Here is a 25,547-nt window from a genome sequence, read left to right as displayed (position 1 = left end):
TTTCCCTCACCCTATTTCCATTAGAAGCATGGAAGCACCCAACCCTGACTTTATGCGCGAAGCCATTCGCCTTTCTATCGAGAAAATGCAGGCTGGCTACGGTGGTCCTTTCGGAGCCGTAATTGTGAAGAATGGCGCCATCATTGCCCGTGGTTTCAACCAAGTTACCAGCACCAACGACCCAACCTGTCACGCCGAAGTTGATGCTATTCGGAAAGCCTGTGCCGCGCTCGGCAGCTTCCAGCTCGACGACTGCGACCTGTATACCTCCTGCGAGCCATGCCCTATGTGTTTAGGCGCTATTTATTGGGCTCGGCCGCGCCGCGTGTTCTATGGCAACACCAAACAAGATGCTGCCGCCGTCGGCTTCGACGATCAGTTTATCTACGATGAGATAGAGAAACCCCTCGAGCAACGCCGCATTGCCATGACTGAGTTGCTGCGCGACGAAGCAGGCGCTGGCTTCCGAGCTTGGGAAGTCCAAGAAGACAAAAACAAATACTAAGAATTATACAAATTATTATCGCCTCGCACTAGCTAGCCTCACGGTTTGTTAATGCGAGGCGTTTTGCATCTATATGACTCATATATAAAAACAGAGCGTTTTGACATATTAAATAGCACTAATTTATTGTCTTTTTTTGTTTAATCAACTTTTTTTAGAGAATTGAATATTCTTGACAGATAAATAACAAAGTGCAATTGCTTGAGCTCAATAAGGCCACTATATTTGTTTTGAGACCTAGCATGTTAAGGTCTGTAATCGGGCAGAAGTTGATTGATTATGTTGGATAGCGTCCCCCCACTTAGTAACTACCACAATCTGTACTAAATGAAAACACTTTACCTCCCATGCAGCCAGATGCGAATATGGCTGAGATCTTCTAGTAAGATTTTACTACCGGCAGCGTTGTTGTTTGGCTTAGAGCAAAATGCCCAAGCTCAAGCGCAAAACACATTTCCAAGATTCGCTGCGTTTACATCAAACAACCCTAATGATTTTAGATTGGGGGAAATCCTAAGTCAGCCACTCTAACAGGAACAACTGCTACAGCTACGAACGGCTTCCTTAGACTAACGGATGCAACCGCCGACCAGTCGGGCTTTATCATCGACCAACGTGCCTTCCCAGCTCCCCAAGGATTTAGCATTTCGTTCGAGTTTTTCTCTTACGGCAAGTCTACCGGTTTAGGAGCAGACGGGTTTTCAGTGTTTCTAGTTGATGCTGACAAAACGAATGCTGCAGACTTTACTCCTGGGGCTTCAGGTGGCTCACTCGGCTACGCCCAGAAGACGATTGCGCCTATCAGCAATGGCGTCCCCAATGGCTACATAGGTATTGGCATTGATGAGTTCGGCAACTTTGCCAACCCAACAGAAGGACGTGTTAAGGGACCAGGCGAAACACCCGATGCCATCTCCGTCCGTGGGGCAGGCAACGGCCAGAGCATCACTGATTATCCTTATTTAGGGGGAAGTGGCACATTACCGTTTAGTCTGGATGTATCAACACGAGTCACCGATTCAAAGAATGATAATTACCGTCGGGCCTACATTGATGTTATACCTCAGGGTGTTACTCCGAATATAACTTACAAAATTACTGTGCGCATTCAGCACGGCACTCAAGTAACGAAAGCCATCGATAACCTTACCGTTGCAACTCCACCCGATAGGTTGCGCATTGGATTTGCGGGCTCTACAGGTGGTAGCACCAACATTCATGAGATTCGTAACCTAGCCATTGTGCAAGCTCCTATTGCCAATGACGATATTGCCGGTACGATTTACAATCAGAATGTTACACTAAATGTGCTCAACAATGACGTTTTCTCTGGCAGTGAATATAAACCAGGGACGGTTGACCTAGACATCACTACCTCTGGTGTACAGAAAAGCTATCCTATGCCTGGCGGCCAAGGAACCTTCACAGTGGACGACAATGGGCTAGTCACTTTCAGGCCCAGTGGTACTTTCGCGGGTGTAGTGACTCTGCCGTACATAATGCAGGACGTAGCCGGCTCTACCGCTCCACTATACTATTCTAACCCGGGCAACATTACCATCATTGTAGAGGGAGCCGATGTATCTACAACTGTAAGCGGCCCAACCTCTGCCAATCCTGGCTCGCGCATCACTTACACCGCAAATACTTCCAACCTTGGCACTCAGGTAGCTACAAATGTAATTCCTAGGCTACAGCTTCCTGCGAACTTAACAGGGGTAGAGGTAACAAATGGTTCATACAATGCAACTAGTGGGTTAGTTACGTTTACCACTATTACTAGCCTAGCAGTAGGTGCGACAGACCCAACTGTTAACTCTGTATCCTTTACTGCTCCTAATACCAACGGCAGCACCGTTACCGGCACTACAAACTACGTAACAACTGCCCCTGCCGTTCCTGATCCTGTGGCTACAAATAACACGGCCACTATCAGCACTGTTATTACTGGTATCGCCAATGCAGCTGGAGTTTGTGCTACTCCCGGCAAAGATGGTCCTGCTGCTCTTGACGGCACAACTACTCCTAACACATACTACCCTGGTACTGCATCAGCCGCAGTGGGTGCAACCAGCATTTCAGTTGGCATGGCTACGGGCAGTACTGCACCTATTGCTGCTGGCGACTTATTGTTAGTTATGCAAATGCAGGGCGCAGAAATCAACGTAGCAAATTCCGATAGATACGGGTCCAATACAAGAACCGGAGCCGGTATCCTTGGTACCAACTACACGGCTGGAACGTACGAATATGTTACCGCTGCAGGTCCTGTAGCAAATGGCGCTGTACCACTGACAACAGGGCTCGTGAATGCATACACTGATGCTGGTATCACGGCCACGGCTGGGTTGCGCCGCTTCCAGGTGATTCGAGTGCCACAATATTCTTCTCTAGTCATTAACGGAGGAGTAACTGGAACAGAATGGAATGGCTCAACGGGCGGCATACTTGCACTTGACGTAGCAGGCAAGACGAAATTCTCAGCAAACAGTTCCTTGAACATGACTGGCAAGGGCTTCCGTGGCGGTGGTGGCAATAGATATATTGGCAACGGTAATTTCGACAATGCAGACTATGTGAGATCTGCTGTTACTGGAACGACGGGAGCTCACGGCTCTAAGGGGAAGGAATAGTGGGCACACCCTTATTTGTGAATAATAATGGCGCCGTATTTACGAATGCTAACGATAATTATCCTGGTGGCAGCTTAGGTCAAGGTGCTCCGGGTAACGCTGGCGGTGGCGGTAGTGACGCTATTACTTCTAGCAATGATGGCAACACCGGTGGTGGTGGTGGAGCAAATGGAGGAGTTGGCGGTATAGGCGGCGAATACAACGGAAGCAACTCCTCATATGGAGGAAGAGGTGGGGCTGTAATTGGATCCGCATCGGCAAGCCGTTTAACCCTTGGCGGCGGCGGTGGCGCAGGTTCTAATAACAATGGTAGCTCGCCTGAAAATTCTTTTACCAGCAATGGTGGTGATGGTGGTGGAATAATTATTTTCCGTACTGGCTCGGTTAGTGGCATTGCACCAATTATAACTAATGGCGATGCAGGCAGTGCTTCTACAAATAATGGCGGCGGCGGCGGCGGTGCCGGTGGAACCGTATTAGTAGCTGTTCAAACCTCCAATACAGACAGTATAAGTGTACAAGCACTTGGTGGACGCGGTGGCAACACTACTGGCACTTCCACTGTATCCTATGGTACCGGCGGCGGTGGCGGTGGCGGTCGTGTTTATGCTGCTAGTGGTTTACTAAACTCAACTTTCACCGGAGCTAGCAATGGCACTGCAACTTATAACAACAGTAGAGGAGGTACAGTCACCTCAGACAGTGATGCTACTAACGGCAACACTGGAACCTCAGATACTGATATACCAGCAGCAGTTGCAAGTGTAGGTGCTTGCCTGCCCACATTCAACGTTGAACTATCGACCTCTACTCGCAATGTGGTACGCAGAGCTGATCGATCAGTAAGCCCTGCTACCTATACACTCCTAGTAACCAATCTAGGTGGGTCAGCAAGTTCTGTAAGTTCTCTAGTATCGTTAACCGCTAATATCTTTGCCTATGATCCGGCTTTCAAGCCAGTAGCAACGCTACAATTGGCTAATGAAACGGGAAACACAGGCAACAAAACAGCGGCTACTAACTTGACCGTTACTGCACCAACTACCGCTACTAGTACTCCAACCTTTGGTATTGGTACTATTCCGGCCGGTGCTACTGTAAGCATCACCTTCCGTGCTACGGTCGCTAGCACAGCCATTGATGGCATTGCTTATCAGGCTGATGCCACAGTAACCTACCTCGATCCTACTCGCACTACAGCTACTCAAAGGGTAGGCCCTAATAGTCCTTATGCTTCGGGAGGTGCATCAGCAGGAGGCACCAATTATGGAGCCAGCAGCAGTAGCAGAGAGGATGTAATAGTTGCTCGTCCACTCCCAGTTGAGTTGAAGCGCTTTGATGTAGTAGCCAAGGACTTGAACGCTGAGTTGACTTGGGGTACTGCTAGTGAGCTACAAAACCACCAATTCAACATCGAGCGCAGCCTAGATGGCCAGAACTTTGAGCGTATCAATGTCGTGAAAGGTCAAGGTACTTCTTCTAAGGAAGTTGCTTACCGCTACACAGATGCTGGCGCAGGTCGTTTGTCGCTGAAGCCGATCTACTACCGCCTACAGCAGGTAGACCTCGATGGCAGCAGCAGCTACTCGCCGATACGTGTTGTGAAGTTTGAGCGCGGAACGAAGGCGGCTATTGCCCTCTATCCTAACCCGCACCAAGGCACTGCTACGCTTGACCTTACTGCTTTGTCTTCGCTCGACTCGCAGGTTGAGGTAATGGATATATCGGGCCGCGTAGTGGGCAAGTTTCAGCTACTAGGTGGGCTTCAACATCAGCTCGACTTGAATGCGCTTCCACTTGGTTCTTACCTGATCCGGGTGCGCAACGCCGAAACCGTTGTTACCCTACCGATGGTGCGTAACTAACGCTTCAAGATTTCGTCAGTGAAATTGGCCGCCGCAGACTTCTGCAGCGGCCAGTTTTCTTTATAATGATTGGCAAATCAGTTCCTAGCAAACAGAAAGGCCCGGACGTATAGTACGTCCGGGCCTTTCTGTTTGCTGGAAACTAGGTGTTAGAACTTACCGCCCCCTTTGCCCATACCGCCCATCATGCGGGCCATTTGCTGCATGCCGCCTTTAGTTTGGCTCATCTTGTTCATAGTACGCATCATTTTGCGCATATCCTCGAACTGCTTCATGAGGTTATTCACTTGCTGAATATCAGTACCCGAACCTTTAGCGAGGCGCTTACGGCGTGAGCCGTTGAGTACATCAGGGTTGGCGCGCTCATGAGGTGTCATGCTCTTGATGATGCTTTCAATGGGCTTAAAGGCATCATCGTCGATTTCTACGTCCTTGATGGCCTTGCTCATGCCGGGTATCATGCCTACCAAGTCCTTGAGGTTACCCATCTTCTTGATTTGCTCTAGCTGCGAGAGGAAGTCGTCGAAGTTGAACTGGTTTTTGCGAATCTTTTGGTTGATACGCTTGGCTTCGTCCTCGTCGAACTGCTGCTGTGCGCGCTCGACCAGCGAGATAACGTCGCCCATGCCCAAGATGCGTTGGGCCATCCGGTCTGGATAGAACATATCCAGCGCCTCCATCTTCTCGCCAGTCGAGATGAACTTGATAGGCTTCTCCACTACGGCCCTGATGCTGAGGGCGGCCCCGCCGCGGGCATCACCATCGAGCTTGGTGAGTACCACCCCGTCGAAGTTGAGACGGTCGTTGAAGGTCTTGGCGGTGTTTACAGCGTCCTGGCCCGTCATTGAGTCCACCACGAACAGTGTCTCCGAGGGGTTGATGGCACGCTTTACCGCTTCGATTTCGGTCATCATTTGCTCGTCTACGGCCAAGCGGCCGGCGGTATCGATGATAACTACTTTCTTGTTGTTCTTGCGGGCATACTCGATGGCATTGCGCGAAATTTCCACCGGGTTTTTGTTCTCCACCTCGGCGTACACTTCCACCCCAATCTGCTCACCGAGCACCTGGAGCTGGTTGATAGCGGCCGGCCGGTACACGTCGCAGGCCACGAGCAGCACCGTGCGGTTTTGCTTTTTAATGAACGAGGCCAGCTTACCTGCAAAGGTGGTTTTGCCTGAACCCTGCAGACCCGAAAGCAGCACAACGGCCGGGTCGCCCTTGATAACAATATCCTTCTTGTCGCCGCCCATGAGCAGCGTTAGCTCATCATAAACGATTTTGGTCATAAGCTGGCCCGGCGACACGGCTGTCAGCACGTCGCGGCCCATGGCCTCGTCCTTGATTTTGTCGGTGACTTCTTTCGCCACTTTATAGTTTACGTCGGCATCAACGAGGGCGCGGCGGATTTCCTTGATGGTGGACGCCACGTTGATTTCGGTGATGCTGCCTTGGCCCTTGAGGGTTTTAAAGGCTTTATCGAGTTTAGTACTTAAGTTATCAAACATTGAATCGCTGATTTGCGCTGATTTACTTGGTTTCGCTGATTAACACGGCATCTTTTTTTACCTAATTGAAGGCTTCTTAATATGAGCGCCATCCAACTTCGGTCAGACTAGACGTGCATACAGATGCACGCCAGAGGCCATTTTCATTGCGGCTTACTTCGTTCCAACTTCCTTATAACCTAGTGGCTCTTCAAAATTCCATCTAACCGAAAGAGTGTAGAGCTTTTCTACCCTCCTAGGAGTTGCAGATGAACGGAGACGAGTTCAGCCTTCAAAAGTAACCAGAAAACCCCAAAAGGCCGCGTCTGTGTACCTTCGTGCATCTTCCCGCTATTTACTTGCCTTGTGTCTGCTGCTCGTCCGCTCCGTTTGCTTGTCATTACGTACTACTGGCCACCTTCCGGAGGCGCAGGTGTGCAACGGAGCCTGAAGTTTGTGAAGCACTTACCAGCACTTGGGGTGGAGTCTACCGTGCTTACCGTGGACCCGGCGCAAGGCGCTTATCCGGTGCTAGACCATTCTTTGGCCGCCGAGGTACCCGCCAGCGTCCGGGTGATACGGACGGGTACTTCCGAGCCTTTTGGAAGCTACAAGAAACTAACGGGGCGCGCCCAGATTCCATATGGGGGGTTTGCCAACGAAAGCAAAACCAGCTTCACGCAGCAGCTTTTCAAATTTGTACGCGGCAACTTGTTTGTTCCCGATGCGCGGCGCGGCTGGAACTCGCATGCGCTGCAAGCCGTCGCCCAACTGATGGCGCAAGGCGAAACCTTTGACGCGGTGCTTACTAGCTCGCCCCCCACTCTACGCAGTTGATTGGGCTTGAGCTAAAACGCCGTTACGGCTTGCGTTGGCTTGCTGACCTGCGCGACCCGTGGACTGATATTTACTACCGCGCCGAACTCAACCAAACAGCGCCTGCCCGCTGGCTGGACGCCCGCTACGAGCGGCAGGTACTAGAGCAAGCCGACATCGTACTCACCACGAGTGCCGACACAAAACGGCTGTTCTTAGGTAAATCGGCGAAGCTCAAAGACAGCAAGTTTCATGTGCTGCCCAACGGCTATGACGAGAGCGACTTCAAGCTTCCCTCCTCCCCTCCTACCGACGCGCTGCTCATCACACATACCGGCACCATCTCCGAAACCTATCACATTGAGCTGTTCCTAAGCGCAGTGGCGGAGTGCATGCGTCGGCATGCCGATGTGCCGCTGCGACTGCGCTTTGTGGGCAAAGTGGCCGACGGAGTGCAGCGGCAGATAACAGAAAGCGGCCTTTCAGAAGCTACTGAATTGCTGCCCTTTGTGCCGCACGACCAGTCGGTGGAATATCTGCTGCGTTCCACTGCTTTGCTGATGGCTATTCCGGATGTACTCCACAACTTCGGTATCCTGCCCGGGAAAGTGTTTGAGTACCTGGCGGCCAACAAACCGATTATCTGCGTGGGCCCAACCGGCTCCGATGCCGACCATCTGTTGCAGGAATGCGGGGCTGGCCGCGCCTGGCCGTACGACGCCTACGAGGCTATGCTTGATTATTTGGAATCTCTCGTGGCACAGTGGCGCATCAACCCCAATCTAGACCTGCCAGCCCTTAGTCACACTCGGTATTCCCGGCGCGCTTTAACCGAGCAACTCGTTGCGCTTTTAACATAAGCGCGAAAACCAGACTTGAGAAAGATTACCAACGAGCAAGGGACTTGCTTTTGAACGGTTGCTAGCTTTCTGCACTCCTTAAGTAAGCGTACCTTTGCCACCCAATTTAGAGGTGGTACTGTACCGCTACTCTAATTCTCGCCTTTTCTCATCCCAATTCCCTAATGGCTCTCGACCTCACTAATAAATCCATTTTGGTTACCGGTGGCACCGGTTCGTTCGGCAAGCAGTTCGTACAAACCGTGTTCGAGAAGTTTCCGCAGGTCCGGCGTTTGGTCGTGTATTCGCGCGATGAGCTGAAGCAGTACGAAATGTCGCAGACTTTTCCGCAGTCTAAGTACCCAGCTATTCGCTATTTCATTGGCGATGTGCGGGACGGGGAGCGGTTGAAACGTGCCTGCGAGGGCGTCGATATTATTGTGCACGCCGCCGCTCTAAAGCAAGTACCCGCCGCCGAGTACAACCCCATGGAGTGCATCAAGACCAACATCTTTGGTGCCGAAAACGTGATAAACGCCGCTTTCGACTGCGGCGTAAAAGATGTCGTGGCACTGAGCACCGATAAGGCTGCTGCTCCTATCAACCTCTACGGCGCTACCAAACTCTGCTCCGACAAGTTGTTTGTGGCCGCCAACAACATGAAAGGCGCCCGAGATTTACGCTTCTCCGTAGTTCGTTACGGCAACGTAATTGGCTCGCGCGGATCGGTGGTACCTTTCTTTTTGCAGCGTCGTCATTCCGGTGTGCTGCCCATCACGCACCCCGACATGACGCGCTTCAACATTTCGTTGGAAGAAGGCGTGAACCTAGTGCTTTATGCGCTGGAAAATGCTTGGGGCGGGGAGATTTTCGTGCCTAAGATTCCGAGCTACAAAATAACCGAGGTAGCACAGGCCATCGGACCGAATTGCCAACAGGAAATCGTGGGTATCCGGCCCGGCGAGAAGCTGCACGAGGAAATGATTACGTCGACCGATGCCCTGAGCACGGTGGAGTTAGACAAGTATTACGTGATTCTCCCTTCTACCCCGCAATGGAGCGTCGATAAGTTTATTGAGAAGTTCGATGGGCAGCGTGTCCCGTTGGGTTTCCACTACGATTCAGCCAACAACAGTGACTGGTTGTCGGCCGACGAAATTCGGGAGGAAATCCGCTTGCATGTCGATCCTAATTTCACGGTTTAGACCTGTGCAGCATTAGTTTTCGAACCGGGTTCCAGTTTACTATTCTCCTTTCTTTTTCTGCATGATCATCCAGAATTTCGATTCCGCCCAGGCCATTACCTACGAAAACGGGTTCTACCTCACCAGCGACATTACGCGGCTAGCGAAGGCCATGGGCCACTTCGAAATCTACCGGATGATTACGCACCTACCCGGCCAGGTAGTGGAATGCGGCGTGTTCAAGGCAACATCGCTGGTGCGTTGGGCTACTTTTCGGGAGTTGCTCGAAAGCCCATTTTCCCGCCGCATCATTGGTTTCGACATTTTCGGCTCCTTTCCTCGCCACGACGATGCAGCCGATAATGCCTTTGCCGCCCGCCACGACGATGTAGCCGGCCAGGGCCTAAGCATGGAACAGGTGCAGGCAGTGCTAACCCATAAAGGGCTACGCAACGTGGAGCTAGTGCCTGGCGACGTAATAGAAACTGTGCCAGCCTACGTGGTGGCTCACCCCGAATTACGTGTTGCGCTGCTGCACATCGACGTAGACGTGTACAAGCCCAGCAAAGTGGCCCTCGATGCCCTCTACGACTTGGTCGTACCGGGAGGGCTCATCGTGTTTGACGATTATGGTACGGTAGCTGGTGAAACCCGCGCTGTGGATGAGTTGTTGCAACAATATGGGCTTACGCTGCAAAAACTTCCTTACACCCACACGCCCAGCTTTATCCGTAAGCCCGTGGCTCCGGGTTCTTCTCTATGAAAACCTACCATAAGCACCTCGAGTCTACGCTGGCTGCCGGCGAAACCGTTAGTCTGACGCGCCGGCCTGTGTTCCGGTCGTCGGCTATTTTTCCGGTGCTACACAACGCGCATTACTCGTGCCGGGTGCTGTTTATGGGCTACTGGCTGCTCAAGCGTAACATTCCCGAGGTACAAATGCTGGTGACGCTCCGCGCGCAAAACGGCACCATCCTATTGCGCAAGAGCTTGCTTATCACCGAACCCAAAGCGTTTGCGCTACGAGTTGGCGATTTGCTTGCCGAAACAACTACCGAGGAGGCCACCGAGTTTACTGGCTCTTTGGAGCTAGAAATATTTGCCACCCGGGACCTGGTGTATCCTTATCCGGCGTTTGTGCTGAATTACTTCAGCGACACCTTTATGGCCACTGTACATACCACCGGCCGGGTGTACAACGACATCGAGGACCTGCAGGAAAACGAGGATATTCAAGTTCCAGAATGCGGGTTCGACATCTTGTCGGGCGCTGCATACGCACCATTTTTTGCCTTCGTGAATGGCGTCTACGCTTACGAGAAGCAGATCGTGCGCTGGACTATAGTGGATGAGCACGACCGCGCTACCCAAGGCGAGTTTGAGTTGCGCGACGTGCAACCCTACGGCACCTACTTCATCAACCTGCGCGACTACATCGACCTAGACACTATTCTACAGGGTCAGAAAGGCACGATCAAGATCCACCATAATTTCCGGGGTTTCTTCCCGCGCTTCGTCGCAGGCAACTTCGAGTTGGAGCGTCACGCCCTCAGCATCACGCATACCTACTACGACAGCTCGGCCGTCAGCGACGCCGGGGCCTATTGGGGCAATACCGACGAGCGGTTTCACGACAGCGCCGTATTTGCGCCCCTCTTTTTGGAAGAAGGCGAGTACACACAATTGGTGTTCTATCCTATTTACTCCCCTTCCGCCTTCGGCATCGACCTCGAATTCTATGACACCAATGGCCAGCGCATAGGAACTGTTCAGAACTGGCGTCACCTCGAAACCTCGCCGGATCAGTTCTTCACCTTGAACTTCAACGATGTTATCCGCGAGAACTTTTTGCCGGAGCAGGCTCGTCAGTTGCGTGGCGTCAATATTATCAAGCATTGGCCCAACCGGGAGCGTATCCCAACCCGCCTTAAGTTCGGCCTGAACGTCGGACGCCAGCAGCGCCCGATGAACCTGCCAACGAATGTCTGTTTCAACTCGCAAGTAGCCAACGCCAAGCTCCTGACTAAACCCGGTACGTTTAAGTGGAGCCCCATTCTCGATGGCGAACATTCAGTGGTAGTTATCCTGAACGGTTCGCCCGTAAAGGAGTACGCCACGCCCGCCAACCTAGACCTAACTTTCTACCGCGAAGCCGACAACCAAACTCTCAGCCGTACCGCCCAAGTAGCCCCTTTCGGTCAGCTCCGCATCGACATGAACACCGACCAGGAGCTAGCTAGCTTCCTCGATGGCCAGCCCGGTTGGGTGACCATTCAGGCCGACAACCCATTCGTGACTTCCTGGTACTTCGATTTCAATGAAAGCGGCGCGGTTGGGGTGACCATGCATTTTAGGTGTGCTGCTTTACTCTATCGTTTTCGAGATAAAGCGGCTTTTGCGGTAAACAGTCTTTGCACTAGACGATTATCTAAGCACACGAAGCACATAGTTGACCAATTCATTCAAAGGGCGTACGGCTGCACATTTCAATTTACCAATGAGCAATTTTCCCACTCATCCTATTCCCTACGGTCGTCAGCATATCACTGAGTCTGATATCGAGGCCGTTACGGCTACGCTTCGTTCTGATTATCTAACGCAAGGGCCGAAAGTAGGTGAGTTTGAAGAGCAATTTGCTGCTTATGTAGGAGCTCGGTATGCTGTAGCTGTTAGCAACGGTACGGCGGCGCTGCACCTTTGCGCGTTGGCCCTACAGGTGCAGCCAGGCCAACGCGTCATTACAACGCCCATCACCTTCGCGGCTTCAGCCAATTGCGTGCGCTACTGCGGCGGCGAGGTGCACTTCGCCGACATCAACCCCGCCACCGCCCTGATTGATTTACAAGCCGTGCGGCGCTTGCTGGAAAGCCACCCAAAAGGCTATTTCCACGGCTTAATTCCAGTGGATTTCGCCGGTTTACCCGTCAACCTGGAAGAAGCGCGAATGCTGGCCGACGAGTTTGGACTTTGGATTATTGAAGATGCTTGCCATGCACCAGGAGGCTATTTCACAGATTCCCGAGGCCATCAGCAAAGCTGCGGCAATGGGCAATACGCTGACCTTGCTATTTTCAGCTTCCACCCAGTCAAGCATATTGCTACTGGCGAAGGCGGCATGATTACCACCAACCGGGAAGACCTCTACCAGGAATTGCTGAAGCTACGCACGCATGGCATCACTAAAGACCCTGCTCAAATGCACCGTCACGATGGTGGCTGGTACATGGAAATGCAGGAGTTGGGGTACAACTACCGGATGCCAGACATGCTTTGTGCTCTTGGCATCAGTCAGCTTCAGCGCGCTAATGAAGGTCTTGCCCGCCGCCGCCAACTTGCTGCTCGTTACGACGAGGCATTTGCAGATATATCAGGCGTAACATCTTTGGCTGGTGCCGGGGGGCACGCTTACCACCTGTATGTTATTGAAGTAGAAGACCGTAAAGGCCTCTACGATTGGTTGCGCGCTAAGCAAATATTTGCGCAGGTACATTATATACCGGTGCATACTATGCCCTATTATCAGCAATTTGGCTGGAAGCCAGGAGACTTTCCGCTAGCAGAGAATTACTATCAGCGCTGCCTTAGTATTCCACTATTCCCGAGCCTCACCGATGAAGAGCAAGACTATGCAATAGCTTGTATTCGGGAATTCATTGATCGGTAGTCAGCCAGCGACAGCATATTCCACTCACTCAATCTGTTTCTCGTTGAAGAAGGTTGGCATCATTTCGCAAGCACGCATGACCAGTACGCGGCTGCCAGGCAAAGTGCTTTTGCCAGTCGGTGACCAGCCATTGCTCCAGTATCATGTGGCACGGGTGCAACAAAGCGGCTTGCCACTGTATTTAGCTACCACCACTAACGCCACTGACGATCCGCTGGCTGATTTCGCCGCCACTCGGCACCTACCTTGCACCAGAGGCGATGAGCAGGATGTATTAGCTCGCTACCAGCAGTGCGCCGCATTCAATGATTTAGACATAATTGTGCGTGTAACCTCAGATTGCCCGTTGCTCGACGGACAATTAATAGCCGAAAACGTACAGACGTACATACATACCGATAACTCCCGGTTGTACCTGTCCAACGTATTGGAGCGCACTTATCCACGAGGGCTCGACTTCGAAATATTCTCACGCGAATTGCTGGAAGAGGCGTTTCTACACGCTACTCTGCCTGCCGACCGTGAACATGTGACGCCGTACATTCATCAAAACCGGTCAGGACGGGTCCAATTCCAGCATGTCACCCGCCGGGAGGATCGTAGTTTGTACCGCCTTACAGTGGATACCCCCGAAGATTTCCAATTGATTCAGCAGTTGATAGAACATTATGAAGCGGCTACTCTATCGACCGACGCTCTGATCCAGCTTTTGGATCAGCACCCTGAGCTAGTAGCGCTAAACGCGCACATCGAACAAAAGAAACTGTAAAATGCCGCTTCCCCGCTTACTGCTGCGCGCCGATGGCAACTCTCGCATCGGCCTAGGACATGTGATGCGGCTGCTGGCCTTAGCGGAAATTCTACAGGAGGAAGCATCCACGTGTGTATTTCTGATCCGGGAGCCCGACGAAGAGCTACGTCGACAATTAGCTGCTATCAACTGCACTGTGGTGGAATTGCCTACCCAACCGTTAGCGGAAGAAGCCGCTTGGCTGGTACGCCATGTGCTACTCGCTACAGACGTGTTGCTGCTAGATGGCTATTCCTTCACCTACAGATACCAACAAACAGTGCGGGGCAAAGTGGCGCAGTTGATTTATGTAGACGACTTGCACAGCTTTCCATTGGCTGCCGATTTGGTACTAAATCCGGCGGGCGGCATCAAAGCTAGTCAGTACGAGTTGCGCCAGCCCGGAGCTCGTTTGCTGGTGGGACCTGCTTTTGCGCCTCTGCGGGCGGCTTTCCGTAGCGCATCGCTTCTGCCCACCCCTACCGCTGCCCCCGATGTAGTATTGGTGTGTTTGGGTGGCGCCGACCCAACGCATCAAACACGGCAGGTAGCGGAAACCCTACTGGCTCTTACTGCGGTGCAGCATGTACACGCGGTAGTAGGCAGTGCTTATACTGGATGGAACGAATTGTCAGGGTGGGCCAGCCAGCACGCTCGTCTGACGTTGCACCGCAACTTATCAGCCGCTGAATTGGTAGTACTGATGCGCCAGTGCGGGGCAGCAGTTTGCTCGCCCAGCACCGTTAGCTATGAGTACTGTGCGGCCGGAGGGGGCTTGCTACTGCTTCTGCCTGTAGCAGACAATCAACGCGACATCAACTACTTTCTTCTTTCCACCGAGTTGGCGCTACCCTATGCAAGCGCTTCGAAGGTGCTGTCGTCGGGGGCGCACACGCTCGCTGCCGAATTCAGGCAGAAACAACGGCGTGCCTTTGATGGACTCGCACCTGTGCGGTTACAGCAAGAGTTTCGGGCGTTGCAATTGCCACCACCACCCTTTCACTTACGCCCAGCAACCCTCCATGATTCTGATCTACTGTTCGAATGGACCAATGATCCAACTGTTCGACAGTATTCTTTCAACCCAAGTCCGGTACTACGCACCGAGCACGAACAATGGTTGGCGGCCCGACTAACTGACCCAAGTAGCCTGTTGCTACTAGCCGAACAACCCGATAATAGCAGCCCCGTGGGAATTATCCGTTTCCAGGTGGCGGGCGCACAGGCTACCCTTAGCTATTCGCTGGCTGCTCCGTTTCGGGGCAGAGGTTTAGCGGCGCTATTGTTGCTAGCCGGCACGCGCTACCTCATCCAGACATTTACGCAGGTGCAACAGATACTAGGCCACGTGCACCAGCACAATACAGCTTCAATTAAAGCTTTTGAGAGAGCCGGATTTTCCCTGCTTCCAGAGCAAGCAAATATTTCTCCGGAATCCGTTACGTTCGTTTGGGAATGCGCAGTGATATAAACTTATACACAGTATTCTTCGATTAGACTCCTTTATGTTCTGCATAACGATAGCCGTCGTCTTCCTAACTAGGCAAGCAGTGGACTTAAGTACACTGCTCGAATAGGATTTACAGCTTTGTATTTAGCTACCAGAACTAAGAATGTTTACGCCTGTATCCAGCAAGCACTTGCCGACTGATTCGGTCAGCAAGCAGTACTTTTGAGATTCCTTACGTGCGCTTCATTTTTTTGCTATGCAACTTGGCTCCCGTCTCATCGGCCCTGACCAGCCGCCACTCATCATTGCCGAACTCAGCGGCAACCACAACCAGGATCTGAATCGAGGGTTGGCCATTGTGGATGCTATGGCCGCCGCCGGAGCCCATGCCATCAAGCTCCAAACCTACACCGCCGATACCATGACCCTGCCTGGCGCTTACCGTATCGACGACCCCAACTCGTTGTGGTATGGCCGTGAATTGCACGAGTTATACCAGGAGGCGCACACGCCGTGGGAGTGGCACCAGCCACTATTTGAGCGCGCCCGGCAGCACGGCATGCTGGCCTTTAGCTCGCCTTTCGATGAAACGGCTGTCGATTTTCTGGAATCGCTCGACGTACCAGCCTATAAAATTGCTTCGTTCGAAAACACTGACTGGCCCCTGCTGCGGCGAGTAGCCGCTACGGGCAAACCCGTCATTATGAGCACGGGCGCCAGTACATTAGCAGAAGTAGCAGAAGCAGTGCAAGTGTTGCGCGACGCGGGTTGCCGCGACCTAGTGCTGTTGAAATGTACTAGCACCTACCCGGCAACGCCACTCAATACTAATCTGCGCACTATCCCGCACTTTCAGCAGCTCTTCCCCGACTGCCTCGTCGGCCTCTCCGACCATACGGCCGGAGTAGGTGCCTCCGTAGCAGCAGTAGCTCTAGGGGCTTGTGTTATTGAAAAGCACGTCACACTTCGCCGGGCCGACGGTGGCGTAGACTCTGCTTTCTCCTTGGAACCCGAGGAAGTAGCCAGTCTAGTAACAGAAACAGAGCGGGCTTGGCAGGCTTTGGGCCAGATACAATATGGCGTGCAACGTGCCGAAGAAAAGAGCCGCCTCTACAAACGTTCTCTCTACGTGGCACAGGAAATTCAGGCTGGCGAGGTATTCACTAAGGAAAACCTACGCGTCGTCCGGCCCGGCGACGGATTGCCACCACGCTACTACGACCAGTTGCTAGGTAAACCAGCTCGACAACATTTGTCGGCTGGTACGCCTCTTACATGGGAGGCCCTTTAATAGCTTTGATGCCCGAGGTTCCGCCTACGTTTATTGCCCGACTGCGCGACATTCTACAGTTGCGCTTCACCCCCATGTTTGCTACGCTGCCAGCCAGCACGCTGCAGGGAATCTCGCCTGCCAGCCCACTGCGGCGGCTAGTGAAAGTACTAGGCTACACAGCGGCGCGACTGCTTGGCAATATCATTCAGCCCATCCGCAACCCTGAACCCTTGCAGGAGGCTGTGTGGCTCTATGTGGTCAGCCAGAACAACTACGAGTCGCTGCATTTTGTACGAGAAGCCTTACCGGACGCGGTGTTGGTGGCTGGTCAAAGCAAGCAAATTGGGCGCTATAACGCGGTAGTGAATCGGCTTTCGCTCCGGCGGAAGTTGTTGTACTATTGGCAATTCCCGCTGGCGTTGGCAGGCCTTATCAGGATAGAAGGCGCTCGGGCTTGGCGGTTTTTCGATTTGATTTTCAGTGCAATCGGCTATTATGAAGTGTACCGTCGGGCGCTGCGGCACCACCGGCCACGGGCCGTTGTGTTTGCCAACGACCACAACGACGATACGCGTGCGCTGCTCTTAGCTTGTCGTGCCGAAGGGGTGCCCACTGCGTACATTCAGCATGCCAGTGTGAGCACTAGCTTTCCACCCTTGGGCTTCGACCTGAACCTGCTCGAAGGCCAGGATGCCTTGGACAAGTACCGTCAATGTGGTCCTGTACATGGGGAAGTGCAGCTAGTTGGGATGCCCAAAGCCGACGAGTTTTTGAGCATGCGAAACCAGAACCCAACCGTGCAACGAGTAGGGCTGGCTTGTAACCTGCTCGACGAAACAGAAGCTCTAACAGCTGTACTGAACTACCTGATTCCGAAGTTTCCGAATCTGACGTTCACCTTTCGAGCCCATCCTAGCGACACGCGGGACTTTAGTTTTCTGAAGCTACAGCATCCGAACTTGCAATTCTCCAACGCCAAACAGGAAAGCGTTTTCGCATTTCTAACCAAGCAGGACGCCTTAATTGCTGCCGACACCAGCACCCACCTCGAAGCCACTTTACTCAACGTAGTCGGTCTTTACTACCGGTTCAACACCCACGCCAACACCGACGACTACTATGGCTACGTGGCGCACAACCTAATCGAAAGAGCCACTACCCTGCCCGAGCTAGCTGCGCTACTTGCTACCTATCAAGCGCATAAACCGCTTGATATCTATCAGCGCGCCGCGTACTACAATGCCACGCTAGGCACGCCCGATGAGGGCCGCAGCCGCGAACGGGCTGTACGATTGCTGAATCAATGGCTGAAAACTGTCGCATAAGCTTTAGCTTGTGCCGCACGTTGACTGTAAAGGCGAGTGGTTTACTCTTCTTATGCTTCCACCTTTATCTGTAATTGCACCTGTTTCTGTAGAACTCCGGCTGGCTTATGTGCTGCATCATTTTCGGCAAGCCTACGCAGAAGTGCCGGAAGTATCGATTGGTTACGCCAACCAACAGCCACAGGTAGAGGTAGTTGCTAGTGCCGGCGACTTTTTTGCTCGTCAGGAGCCTTATCCTCCGGCCCCTTCCCTACGCGAATGGCAAGGCCAGTTGCTGCCCTTTTTCTTCGACTTAAATCCAGCGCAACCGCTACTTGAGCTTTTACCTGCCAAACACGCTCGCATCAATGCTGACTTGCTAGCGGCAGCGTTTTATTTGCTTAGCGGTTGGCAGGAGTATTTCTCCGAAGAGCGAGACCGGCACGGCCGTTTCCCTTACGCCGCCAGCGTGCAGCACCACTATAGTTTCGTGGCGGTGCCAGTGGTTAACTACTACTTCGATATCCTGAAAACGGCTGTTGAGCACACAACAGGTCAAATACTGCATCCGCGCCTTTGGGTCAACGAGGCACCATTTGCTACGTTCATCACCCACGACATCGATGAGTTGCGCAGTGCTTGGAAAGCCCCGCCAAAGCTGCTTTGCAACGTGGCAACTTGCTAAGAGTTGGGCAACTTCTTTGGCGGCGTTTTTTCCAATCAGATGCTTGGGACAACTTGGAATTAGTGCAGCAGACAGTAGCGGGCTATGACGCCAAGAGCACATTCTTTCTGCTGCCTGAGCACTGCCCTGCGAGCAATGGCACGCCCAACGCCGATTACAAATTAGCTGCGACAGCGCTTCAATGGCGCTTCAAGGCGCTCGTAAAACAGGGTGCTGAGATAGCAGTTCACGGGAGCATTGGCACTGCCGTTGATCGGCACCGCTTGGCGCGGGAGCAAACACAAATGCCCGCCCCTGCTGCCGGCAACCGATTCCATTACCTGAGTTGGGAACCGCGCCGCACGCTGGCCGTGGTTGAAGAAGTTGGTTTCGCCTACGACTCTACCTTGGGCTTTGCCGAGCATTTCGGCTTCCGCAACTCCTATTGCCTGCCGTTCCGTCCTTTCGACTTCACGCAAGGCAGGGCTTGTACTTTCCTTGAAATTCCGCTTAACGTGATGGACGCTACGCTGCATCATCCTAATTACTTGCAGCTAGCCCCCACGAAATCTTACCGGCTCTACTGCCCATGTTTCAGGAAATCGAGCGGTTTGGCGGCGTCTGCACCCTGATCTGGCACAACGATCATTTCGACCCGGCTAACGAAACTACCGGTCCGCGCCAGTTCGCCGAGTTGATGCAGTACCTTCGCAGCCGCAATACCGCCTTCGTCAACGGCCGGGACATTTTAAAGGAGTTAGAAAACAGGAGGTAGGAGCTATTTTCTTTTTTCTGTCTTCTGTCTCCCAACTTCTAGCTTCTTATTGTTTTGGGCATAGTTCAGCGGCAAGGGCTGCGCAATACCATTATTTCTTATGCGGGCTTGGGCCTAGGCTTCGTAAACACAGTGTTGGTGCTGCCGAAGGTGCTAGAGCCGAAACAGATAGGCTTGACCAGCGTGCTAATGGCGCTGGCTACCATGTTTGCGCAGGTGTCGGCGTTTGGATTTGGCAACATGGGCGTGCGATTTTTCCCCTATTTCCGCAAGCCAGAGAGTGGGCACCAGGGGTTCCTACCGTTTCTATTAGGAGTACCGCTACTAGGCTTTATCCTAATTGCTGTATTGTACCTACTTGGCCGGCCCCTGGTTCTGCACTGGTACATTGACGATGCAACGCTGCTGGGCCGGTACTACACTTGGGGGTTGGTTTTGACTTTGTTTGTCTTGCTCATCAACCTCCAGGATGCCTACCTCAAAGCCCTGTATCATACGGCTTTCTCTTCCTTCACGCAGGAAATCGTCTTGCGGTTACTTGTTACGGGCGGGGCACTCCTGTTTGCTGGCGGCTACCTCGATTTTCACGGCTATGTGCTGTGGTACGTGGGCGCACTTGGGGGCATTGCTTTGCTGCTGACAGTGTACACGGCTTCCATTGGCGAATTGCATTTGCAACCTACCGCAGCGGTGCTGCGGGTGCGGCCGTTGCGCGAGATGCTTGGCTTCGGGGCGTTTGCGCTGCTCGGCAACGTGTCGGGCGTTGTTATTTCCAGCATCGACTCGTTGATGGTAGGTGCTAAAGTAGATTTGGATGGCGCCGGTATCTACGGCACGGCGTTTTTCATTAGCACGGCCTTGGTGCTACCGTTTCGTGCCCTCTACAAAATTGCCTTTCCACTGCTGGCCGAATACTGGAAAAACAACGACCTGCCGCGCATGGCCGATTTCTACCAGCGCACCACGCGCCTGAACACCGTGCTTGGCTGCTACTTAGCGCTCGGCATTGCGCTGAACCTGGATTTCATATTCGGTCAGATGAAACCTGCCTATGCCGCCGGTGCTTCTGCCGTACTTATCCTACTGGCAGGCCGGCTCTTTGATGGCATTACAGGCCTCAATGGGCTCATCGTTGTTACGTCGCCGCGCTACCGCTACGACTTGATTTTCAACGCGTCATTGGCACTGGCCACGGTGCTTATGAACCTGCTGCTGATTCCGCGTATGGGCCTGACAGGGGCAGCGGTGGCCGCCGCTGTTTCGCTGGTAACCATCAACATAGCCCGCACCTGGTTTGTGTGGCACAGCTTCGGGTTGCAGCCGTTTGACAAACGGGTGCCTGTAATCCTGCTGCTGGCCGCCGTAGCGGGCGTAGTGGCGTGGCTTGTGCCTTTCACGCACTCCTTGCTGGTCACGATGCTGCTACGCTCGGTGGTACTTACCGCGCTATATGGCGGCTTGCTGCTGGCTACGAATGCCGAGCCACAAGTACGAGAAATAGTGAAATCGTTGCTCCGGCGCGGGCGCTCCAACGCTTAATTGCTTGGTATCACCAATTTATGCGGGCTGTTATAACACGCAAAAGCTATGCTTACCAAACAAATTATATACCGTCCGCCAACAACTACTAATCCTGCCTAGTGTGCCTGACAGCAAGATTTGCGGGTATTGAAGACGTACTAAGTGCTGCCACCAAAACAGAAGGCGGCACTTCCTTGTAGTAGGCAATAATAAATAAATTTGGAAGTATAAAATTTCCGCCACTACCTTTGCAGTATCAATTCTTTACCCCCAAAAGGATTGTTTTTATACAGAGGCGTGGAGAGACAGGCTCGACGAAGCGCCGGCAACCATCGGATGATCCGAAACGGTGCCAAGTCCTGACCATATAAAAACAAGTTGCCGTGAAACGCTTCATCAACACTGCCGCCATTTCTGCCACCTTCTCTGCTGTACAGCATGGGTGTTGTGGCATGGCAAGCCCCGTCTGTATGACCGTGGCTTTTGGTTGCTGTTGTTAGTAGTAGCGCACCCCTCTCTTTTTCTTGGTTTGTGCGCTGATTGTGGTGAGCTGATACGCTTTTACGCGTAGCTCTATCCCATATCCGTACACTCCACTTTTCGCTTTCGGTTGGTTTCTGCAGTGCTTTTGCACTCCCAACTACCAAGGCTATTCTCCGGCTGGACCCTTGCCGCCGCGGCAAATTCCTCTCTCCTTTCTTGTCATGCCCACAGCATCTGCCGCGTTGGCCGTTCCCGTGCTGGACGACCTGCGCCTTCAGCTACCGTCAATTTCTGCCTTAGAGCGGCTACAGCTCGTAGCCAAGCACTTCCCCGAGAAGGCGGTTTTCTCCACTTCCTTCGGTTTGGAAGACCAGATTATCAGCCATCTGATTTTCGACAACGAGTTACCCATCAAGGTTTTCACCTTGGATACGGGGCGCAACTTCCAGGAAACCTATTCCACCTGGAACAAGACGCTGCTCAAGTATCAGCAGCCGATTGAGGTGTTTCACCCGCGCCAAGAAAGCGTGGAAGAATTGATGCGTACCAAGGGTCCCAACAGCTTTTACGAAAGCGTCGACAACCGCAAGGAATGCTGTTACATCCGCAAGGTGGAGCCCTTGAATCGGGCCTTGGCAGGCCAGGCGGCGTGGGTGACGGGTATCCGGGCCGAACAGTCGCAGAACCGGCAAACCATGGACCCCGTGGAATGGGATGCCGCCCACAACCTCACCAAGATTCATCCGCTCTTCGACTGGACGTGGGAGCAAGCCATTGACTTCGCCCAAGCCAACGGCATTCCGGTGAACCCGCTGCACAAGCAAGGCTTCGTGAGCATTGGGTGTGCGCCTTGCACCCGCGCCATTAAGCCCGGCGAAGATTTTCGGGCCGGCCGCTGGTGGTGGGAAGACCTTTCCGCCAAAGAATGCGGCTTACACTCCACTACCGCTCACCATGACGGGCCCGACCCGGTGGTAGAGCCGGTTGAAAAGCAGCACTAATCTCCCCTCATAACTATTCTGGAGCGCCTGCTCTGGACCCTTCTATCCGGCACCGAAACCATCAAAAGCCATGCTACTTGACCTTCCGGTGCCGCACCAGCAAATCCTAGAAACCATGAGTGCGCATTCCTTCGATTACCTCGACCGGCTGGAAGCCGAAGCCATCCACATCCTGCGGGAAGTAGCCGGCCAATTTGAGCGGCCGGCGCTCCTTTTCTCGGGCGGTAAAGACTCTATCGTTCTCACGCGGCTTGCCGAAAAAGCGTTCCGCCCGGGTCGCTTCCCTTTCCCGCTGGTGCACGTGGATACCGGCCACAACTTCCCGGAGGTGCTCGCCTACCGCGACCAACTGGCCGCCGAACTAGGCGAAAAGCTGATTGTGCGCAGCGTGGAAGACACCATCAAGCGGCAGCGCCTGCGCGAGCCGGGTGGCAAGTTTCCGAGCCGCAACCCGCTCCAGACTTACACGCTGCTGGAGGTAATCGAGGAATTCGAGTTTGACGCCTGCATCGGCGGGGCCCGGCGCGACGAAGAGAAAGCCCGCGCCAAAGAGCGCATCTTCTCGGTGCGCGACGAGTTCGGGCAGTGGGACCCCAAGCGCCAGCGCCCCGAGCTGTGGAACGTGTACAACGGCCGTATCCAGAAAGGCGAAAACGTGCGAGTTTTCCCGATTTCCAACTGGACCGAGCTCGACGTGTGGCGCTACATCCAGCGCGAAAACATCAGCCTCCCCGACATCTACTTCGGCCACGAGCGGACTTGCGTGGTGCTACCAAGCGGCCAACTGTTGGGTCTTTCCGAGCACTTGCAGCTCGACGAGGAAGACGAAATCGTGACCCGGCAAGTGCGCTTCCGCACCGTAGGCGACTCCACTTGCACGGCCGCCGTGGAAAGCGACGCTAGCACTGTGGAAGACATCATTCAGGACTTGTTGCTGGCTAAAGTAAGCGAGCGGGGCGCCACTCGCCTCGACGACAATATCTCGGAAGCCGGCATGGAAGACCGCAAACGCAATGGCTATTTCTAAGTGGTGAAGTTGTGAAGGGTGAGGTTGTGAATTGCTTTCACGCCTCGCCAGCACGACGAACTCACAATTTCACAAACTCACAATTTCACCTCATGGACCTTCTCCGATTCATCACCTGCGGCAGCGTCGACGACGGCAAAAGCACGCTCATTGGCCGCCTGCTCTACGACTCCGATTCGGTGTCGTTGGATGTGCTGGCGGCGCTGGAAAACCGGCCTACTGTGCAAGGCACTGTGGATTTGGCCTTACTGACCGACGGTTTGCGGGCCGAGCGGGAACAGGGCATTACCATTGATGTCGCCTACAAATATTTCACTACGCCGCGCCGCAAATTCATCATCACGGATGCACCGGGCCACGTGCAGTACACCCGCAACATGGTGACGGGTGCCAGCAACGCCGACTTGGCTATTGTGCTAGTGGACGCCCGCCAAGGTGTAGTAGAGCAAACGCGCCGCCATACGCTGGTAGCCGCGTTGCTCGGCATTCGCAACTTCGTGCTAGCCGTGAACAAGCTGGATCTGGTGGGCTTCGATCAAAATATTTTCGAGCAGATTGCCGCCGACTATGCCGCCCTCACCGACCATTTTCAGCTACCCGCCGCCACCGCTATTCCGCTCAGCGCTTTGCACGGCGACAACGTGGTAAAACGCTCTAACCGCTTGTCATGGTACACGGGCCCTAGCTTGCTGGAACACTTGGAAAGTGTGCCCGCCGCTGTGGAAGCTGCCAATGCCGCGCCACGCTTTCAGGTGCAATATGTAATCCGGCCCCAAACCGCCGACCTACCCGACTACCGCGGTTACGCTGGTCAGATCCAGAGCGGCCACTACCGCCGCGGCGACCGGGTGAAGGTGCTGCCTTCGGGCCTGGAATCGACGATTGAAGCTATTGAAGTCAATCAGCAAGAGGTGGAAACCGCTACGGCGCCGCAAGCCGTGGTGCTGCGCCTCACCGATGACGTGGATATCAGCCGGGGCGACGCCATCATTCCGGTGGAGCACGTGCCTACCCTGACGCGGGAACTGGAAGCTACCGTGTGCTGGATGAGCGAGCAGCCATTGTGGCCGGGTCGCAAACTGCTGTTGCAGCACCATTCCGCCGTGGTGAAAGCGGCAATACCGGCTATTCTACATAAGGTGAACGTGCAAACCTTCGCCCGCGCCGCCGCCGATTCAGCGCAGCTCAACGACATCGTGCGGGTACGCATCAAAACCGCCGTGCCCCTGGCCGTTGACAACTACCACGAAAACCGCGTAACCGGCGCCTTCATCCTAGTTGACGAGCAAAGCGGCGACACCGTAGCCGCTGGCCTGATTGGCGCCGCCAACGCCGACTACTTCACGGCCCCGGTGGCGCCTCCGGTAGCCTTTTCTATTTAATACCTGATTTTGACCGTCCTGCTGAGCGCAGCCACAGCAGGCCCTCTATTACTAATCACTGCTTATGTCACTCACTAAAATCCCTCGCCTTACCGTGCTAGGTGCTGGCCCCGGCGACCCGGAGCTGCTGACCCTGAAGGGGGCGCGGGTGTTGGGCGAAGCCGATGTCATCTTATATGATGCGCTGGCTAACAACGACTTGCTTAGCCACGCCCGGCCCGATGCAGTGACAATTTTTGTGGGCAAACGGCGCGGCATGCGCAGCTACAGCCAAGACGAAATAAACGCGCTGATTGTGGAGCAGGCCCGCCTACACGGCCACGTGGTGCGGCTGAAAGGTGGCGACCCGTTTGTGTTTGGGCGCGGACGCGAAGAAATGCTTTATGCTGAGCAACACGGCTTGCTTACCGACTATGTACCAGGCATTAGCAGCGCCGTTGCAGCGGCCGGCAGCATGGGCATACCGGTAACGCACCGTGGGGCCAGCGAAGGATTCCGGGTGATTACGGCCACCACGGCTACCGGCGAGTTGTCGGGGAGCGTGCGGGAGGCGGCCAGCACCCGCACTACTACGGTTATTCTGATGGGCTTGGGTGAATTGGAGCGGATTGCGGCGCTGTACTGCCAACACGGACAGGCCAATACACCGGCGGCCATCATCCAGAACGGCACCTTGCCGAACGCTCAGTTGGTAACGGGCACGGTAGCTGAGCTACCAAGCCGTGCGGCAGCGGCCGGTATTGGGGCCCCAGCCATCATTGTTATCGGGGAAGTCACTCGTTTGGCGACAACGCATGCCGAGGCTGCCACGCTGCTGCCAGGCTTAACCTTCCCGGCTTTTCCAGCAGCCTACGCCGAAGTAGCTTAATAAAACGCCGCCTGGT

The 25,547-nt window shown here is 53.8% G+C and carries 22 protein-coding genes and 1 riboswitch; of the genes, 21 read left to right on the top strand and 1 reads right to left on the bottom strand.

Annotation, left to right across the window (positions count from 1 at the left end; translation table 11 throughout):
* Positions 1-28 precede the first annotated feature (28 nt).
* The 3 genes from MUN86_RS08825 (at position 29) to MUN86_RS08815 (ending at position 5,003) form a co-directional block, all read left to right on the top strand.
* Positions 29-505 (top strand): nucleoside deaminase, encoded by a 477-nt coding sequence (locus tag MUN86_RS08825; protein WP_245124286.1) that lies wholly within the window; start codon positions 29-31, stop codon positions 503-505.
* 704 nt (positions 506-1,209) lie between these two features.
* The gene (locus MUN86_RS08820) at positions 1,210-3,138 is read left to right on the top strand and encodes an Ig-like domain-containing protein (protein ID WP_245124283.1); all 1,929 of its coding nucleotides are present in this window, start codon (positions 1,210-1,212) and stop codon (positions 3,136-3,138) included.
* 1,022 nt (positions 3,139-4,160) lie between these two features.
* Positions 4,161-5,003, top strand: a complete 843-nt coding sequence (locus tag MUN86_RS08815; protein WP_245124280.1) for a T9SS type A sorting domain-containing protein — start codon at positions 4,161-4,163, stop codon at positions 5,001-5,003.
* A 149-nt stretch (positions 5,004-5,152) separates the two neighbouring features.
* Here MUN86_RS08815 and ffh read toward each other — a convergent pair whose 3' ends face one another.
* Entirely contained in the window at positions 5,153-6,511 is a 1,359-nt protein-coding gene (gene ffh, locus MUN86_RS08810) for a signal recognition particle protein (RefSeq protein WP_245124278.1), read from the bottom strand.
* Between the two features lie 345 nt (positions 6,512-6,856).
* Here ffh and MUN86_RS08805 point away from each other — a divergent pair, with 345 nt between their 5' ends.
* The 18 genes from MUN86_RS08805 to cobA all read left to right on the top strand — a co-directional run bounded on the left by MUN86_RS08805 (position 6,857) and on the right by cobA (position 25,531).
* The gene (locus MUN86_RS08805) at positions 6,857-7,327 is read left to right on the top strand and encodes a glycosyltransferase family protein (protein ID WP_245124275.1); all 471 of its coding nucleotides are present in this window, start codon (positions 6,857-6,859) and stop codon (positions 7,325-7,327) included.
* A gap of 29 nt (positions 7,328-7,356) precedes the next feature.
* Positions 7,357-8,166 (top strand): glycosyltransferase, encoded by an 810-nt coding sequence (locus MUN86_RS08800; protein WP_245124273.1) that lies wholly within the window; start codon positions 7,357-7,359, stop codon positions 8,164-8,166.
* Positions 8,167-8,330: 164 nt separating this feature from the next.
* Positions 8,331-9,350 carry a UDP-N-acetylglucosamine 4,6-dehydratase (inverting) gene (gene pseB / locus MUN86_RS08795; RefSeq protein ID WP_245124270.1) on the top strand — a complete coding sequence of 340 codons (1,020 nt, stop codon included), beginning with the start codon at positions 8,331-8,333 and terminating at the stop codon, positions 9,348-9,350.
* Between the two features lie 61 nt (positions 9,351-9,411).
* Positions 9,412-10,092: a TylF/MycF/NovP-related O-methyltransferase gene (locus tag MUN86_RS08790; protein ID WP_245124268.1), complete on the top strand. Its 681-nt coding sequence runs from the start codon at positions 9,412-9,414 to the stop codon at positions 10,090-10,092.
* Positions 10,089-11,879 carry a hypothetical protein gene (locus tag MUN86_RS08785; RefSeq protein ID WP_245124265.1) on the top strand — a complete coding sequence of 597 codons (1,791 nt, stop codon included), beginning with the start codon at positions 10,089-10,091 and terminating at the stop codon, positions 11,877-11,879. Before MUN86_RS08790 ends, MUN86_RS08785 begins: the two co-directional genes overlap by 4 nt.
* Positions 11,827-12,993: a UDP-4-amino-4,6-dideoxy-N-acetyl-beta-L-altrosamine transaminase gene (gene pseC / locus MUN86_RS08780; protein ID WP_245124263.1), complete on the top strand. Its 1,167-nt coding sequence runs from the start codon at positions 11,827-11,829 to the stop codon at positions 12,991-12,993. Before MUN86_RS08785 ends, pseC begins: the two co-directional genes overlap by 53 nt.
* A 43-nt stretch (positions 12,994-13,036) precedes the next feature.
* On the top strand, positions 13,037-13,762 hold the full coding sequence (locus tag MUN86_RS08775; RefSeq protein ID WP_245124260.1) for a cytidylyltransferase domain-containing protein: 726 nt from the start codon (positions 13,037-13,039) through the stop codon (positions 13,760-13,762).
* Position 13,763: 1 nt separating this feature from the next.
* Entirely contained in the window at positions 13,764-15,254 is a 1,491-nt protein-coding gene (gene pseG, locus MUN86_RS08770; protein ID WP_245124257.1) for a UDP-2,4-diacetamido-2,4,6-trideoxy-beta-L-altropyranose hydrolase, read from the top strand.
* 235 nt (positions 15,255-15,489) lie between these two features.
* Positions 15,490-16,524 carry a pseudaminic acid synthase gene (gene pseI, locus MUN86_RS08765; protein ID WP_245124255.1) on the top strand — a complete coding sequence of 345 codons (1,035 nt, stop codon included), beginning with the start codon at positions 15,490-15,492 and terminating at the stop codon, positions 16,522-16,524.
* 8 nt (positions 16,525-16,532) lie between these two features.
* A complete protein-coding gene (locus MUN86_RS08760; RefSeq protein WP_245124252.1) occupies positions 16,533-17,831 on the top strand; it encodes a glycosyltransferase family protein in 1,299 nt (432 codons plus the stop codon).
* 52 nt (positions 17,832-17,883) lie between these two features.
* Positions 17,884-18,495: a DUF7033 domain-containing protein gene (locus tag MUN86_RS08755; RefSeq protein ID WP_245124249.1), complete on the top strand. Its 612-nt coding sequence runs from the start codon at positions 17,884-17,886 to the stop codon at positions 18,493-18,495.
* A 53-nt stretch (positions 18,496-18,548) separates the two neighbouring features.
* Complete coding sequence (locus tag MUN86_RS08750; protein ID WP_245124247.1) at positions 18,549-19,106, top strand: polysaccharide deacetylase family protein; 558 nt, start codon at positions 18,549-18,551, stop codon at positions 19,104-19,106.
* Positions 19,064-19,249, top strand: a complete 186-nt coding sequence (locus MUN86_RS08745) for a hypothetical protein (RefSeq protein ID WP_245124244.1) — start codon at positions 19,064-19,066, stop codon at positions 19,247-19,249. Before MUN86_RS08750 ends, MUN86_RS08745 begins: the two co-directional genes overlap by 43 nt.
* A 54-nt stretch (positions 19,250-19,303) precedes the next feature.
* Positions 19,304-20,788, top strand: a complete 1,485-nt coding sequence (locus MUN86_RS08740; RefSeq protein ID WP_245124241.1) for an oligosaccharide flippase family protein — start codon at positions 19,304-19,306, stop codon at positions 20,786-20,788.
* 264 nt (positions 20,789-21,052) lie between these two features.
* Positions 21,053-21,144, top strand: a riboswitch (SAM riboswitch).
* A 330-nt stretch (positions 21,145-21,474) separates the two neighbouring features.
* The gene (locus tag MUN86_RS08735) at positions 21,475-22,254 is read left to right on the top strand and encodes a phosphoadenylyl-sulfate reductase (protein WP_245124238.1); all 780 of its coding nucleotides are present in this window, start codon (positions 21,475-21,477) and stop codon (positions 22,252-22,254) included.
* 115 nt (positions 22,255-22,369) lie between these two features.
* Positions 22,370-23,281: a sulfate adenylyltransferase subunit CysD gene (gene cysD / locus MUN86_RS08730; protein ID WP_243802849.1), complete on the top strand. Its 912-nt coding sequence runs from the start codon at positions 22,370-22,372 to the stop codon at positions 23,279-23,281.
* Between the two features lie 92 nt (positions 23,282-23,373).
* Entirely contained in the window at positions 23,374-24,663 is a 1,290-nt protein-coding gene (locus tag MUN86_RS08725) for a sulfate adenylyltransferase subunit 1 (protein WP_245124236.1), read from the top strand.
* A 64-nt stretch (positions 24,664-24,727) separates the two neighbouring features.
* Entirely contained in the window at positions 24,728-25,531 is an 804-nt protein-coding gene (cobA, locus tag MUN86_RS08720; RefSeq protein ID WP_245124233.1) for a uroporphyrinogen-III C-methyltransferase, read from the top strand.
* The last annotated feature ends 16 nt before the right edge of the window (positions 25,532-25,547 follow it).

It is taken from the genome of Hymenobacter volaticus, from assembly GCF_022921055.1.
GTDB lineage: Bacteria > Bacteroidota > Bacteroidia > Cytophagales > Hymenobacteraceae > Hymenobacter > Hymenobacter volaticus.
The sequence above is the reverse complement of the archived record's forward strand: the minus strand, read 5'-3'. Positions and strand labels throughout refer to the sequence as shown.

Bases quoted from the DNA above. Each gene is read 5' to 3' on its own strand.
- MUN86_RS08825 (WP_245124286.1), top strand. From the start codon at position 29: ATGGAAGCACCCAACCCTGACTTTATGCGCGAAGCCATTCGCCTTTCT.
- ffh (WP_245124278.1), bottom strand. From the start codon at position 6,511: ATGTTTGATAACTTAAGTACTAAACTCGATAAAGCCTTTAAAACCCTC.
- pseB (WP_245124270.1), top strand. From the start codon at position 8,331: ATGGCTCTCGACCTCACTAATAAATCCATTTTGGTTACCGGTGGCACC.
- MUN86_RS08790 (WP_245124268.1), top strand. From the start codon at position 9,412: ATGATCATCCAGAATTTCGATTCCGCCCAGGCCATTACCTACGAAAAC.
- MUN86_RS08785 (WP_245124265.1), top strand. From the start codon at position 10,089: ATGAAAACCTACCATAAGCACCTCGAGTCTACGCTGGCTGCCGGCGAA.
- pseC (WP_245124263.1), top strand. From the start codon at position 11,827: ATGAGCAATTTTCCCACTCATCCTATTCCCTACGGTCGTCAGCATATC.
- pseG (WP_245124257.1), top strand. From the start codon at position 13,764: ATGCCGCTTCCCCGCTTACTGCTGCGCGCCGATGGCAACTCTCGCATC.
- pseI (WP_245124255.1), top strand. From the start codon at position 15,490: ATGCAACTTGGCTCCCGTCTCATCGGCCCTGACCAGCCGCCACTCATC.
- MUN86_RS08760 (WP_245124252.1), top strand. From the start codon at position 16,533: ATGCCCGAGGTTCCGCCTACGTTTATTGCCCGACTGCGCGACATTCTA.
- MUN86_RS08755 (WP_245124249.1), top strand. From the start codon at position 17,884: ATGCTTCCACCTTTATCTGTAATTGCACCTGTTTCTGTAGAACTCCGG.
- MUN86_RS08745 (WP_245124244.1), top strand. From the start codon at position 19,064: ATGTTTCAGGAAATCGAGCGGTTTGGCGGCGTCTGCACCCTGATCTGG.
- MUN86_RS08735 (WP_245124238.1), top strand. From the start codon at position 21,475: ATGCCCACAGCATCTGCCGCGTTGGCCGTTCCCGTGCTGGACGACCTG.
- cysD (WP_243802849.1), top strand. From the start codon at position 22,370: ATGAGTGCGCATTCCTTCGATTACCTCGACCGGCTGGAAGCCGAAGCC.
- MUN86_RS08725 (WP_245124236.1), top strand. From the start codon at position 23,374: ATGGACCTTCTCCGATTCATCACCTGCGGCAGCGTCGACGACGGCAAA.
- cobA (WP_245124233.1), top strand. From the start codon at position 24,728: ATGTCACTCACTAAAATCCCTCGCCTTACCGTGCTAGGTGCTGGCCCC.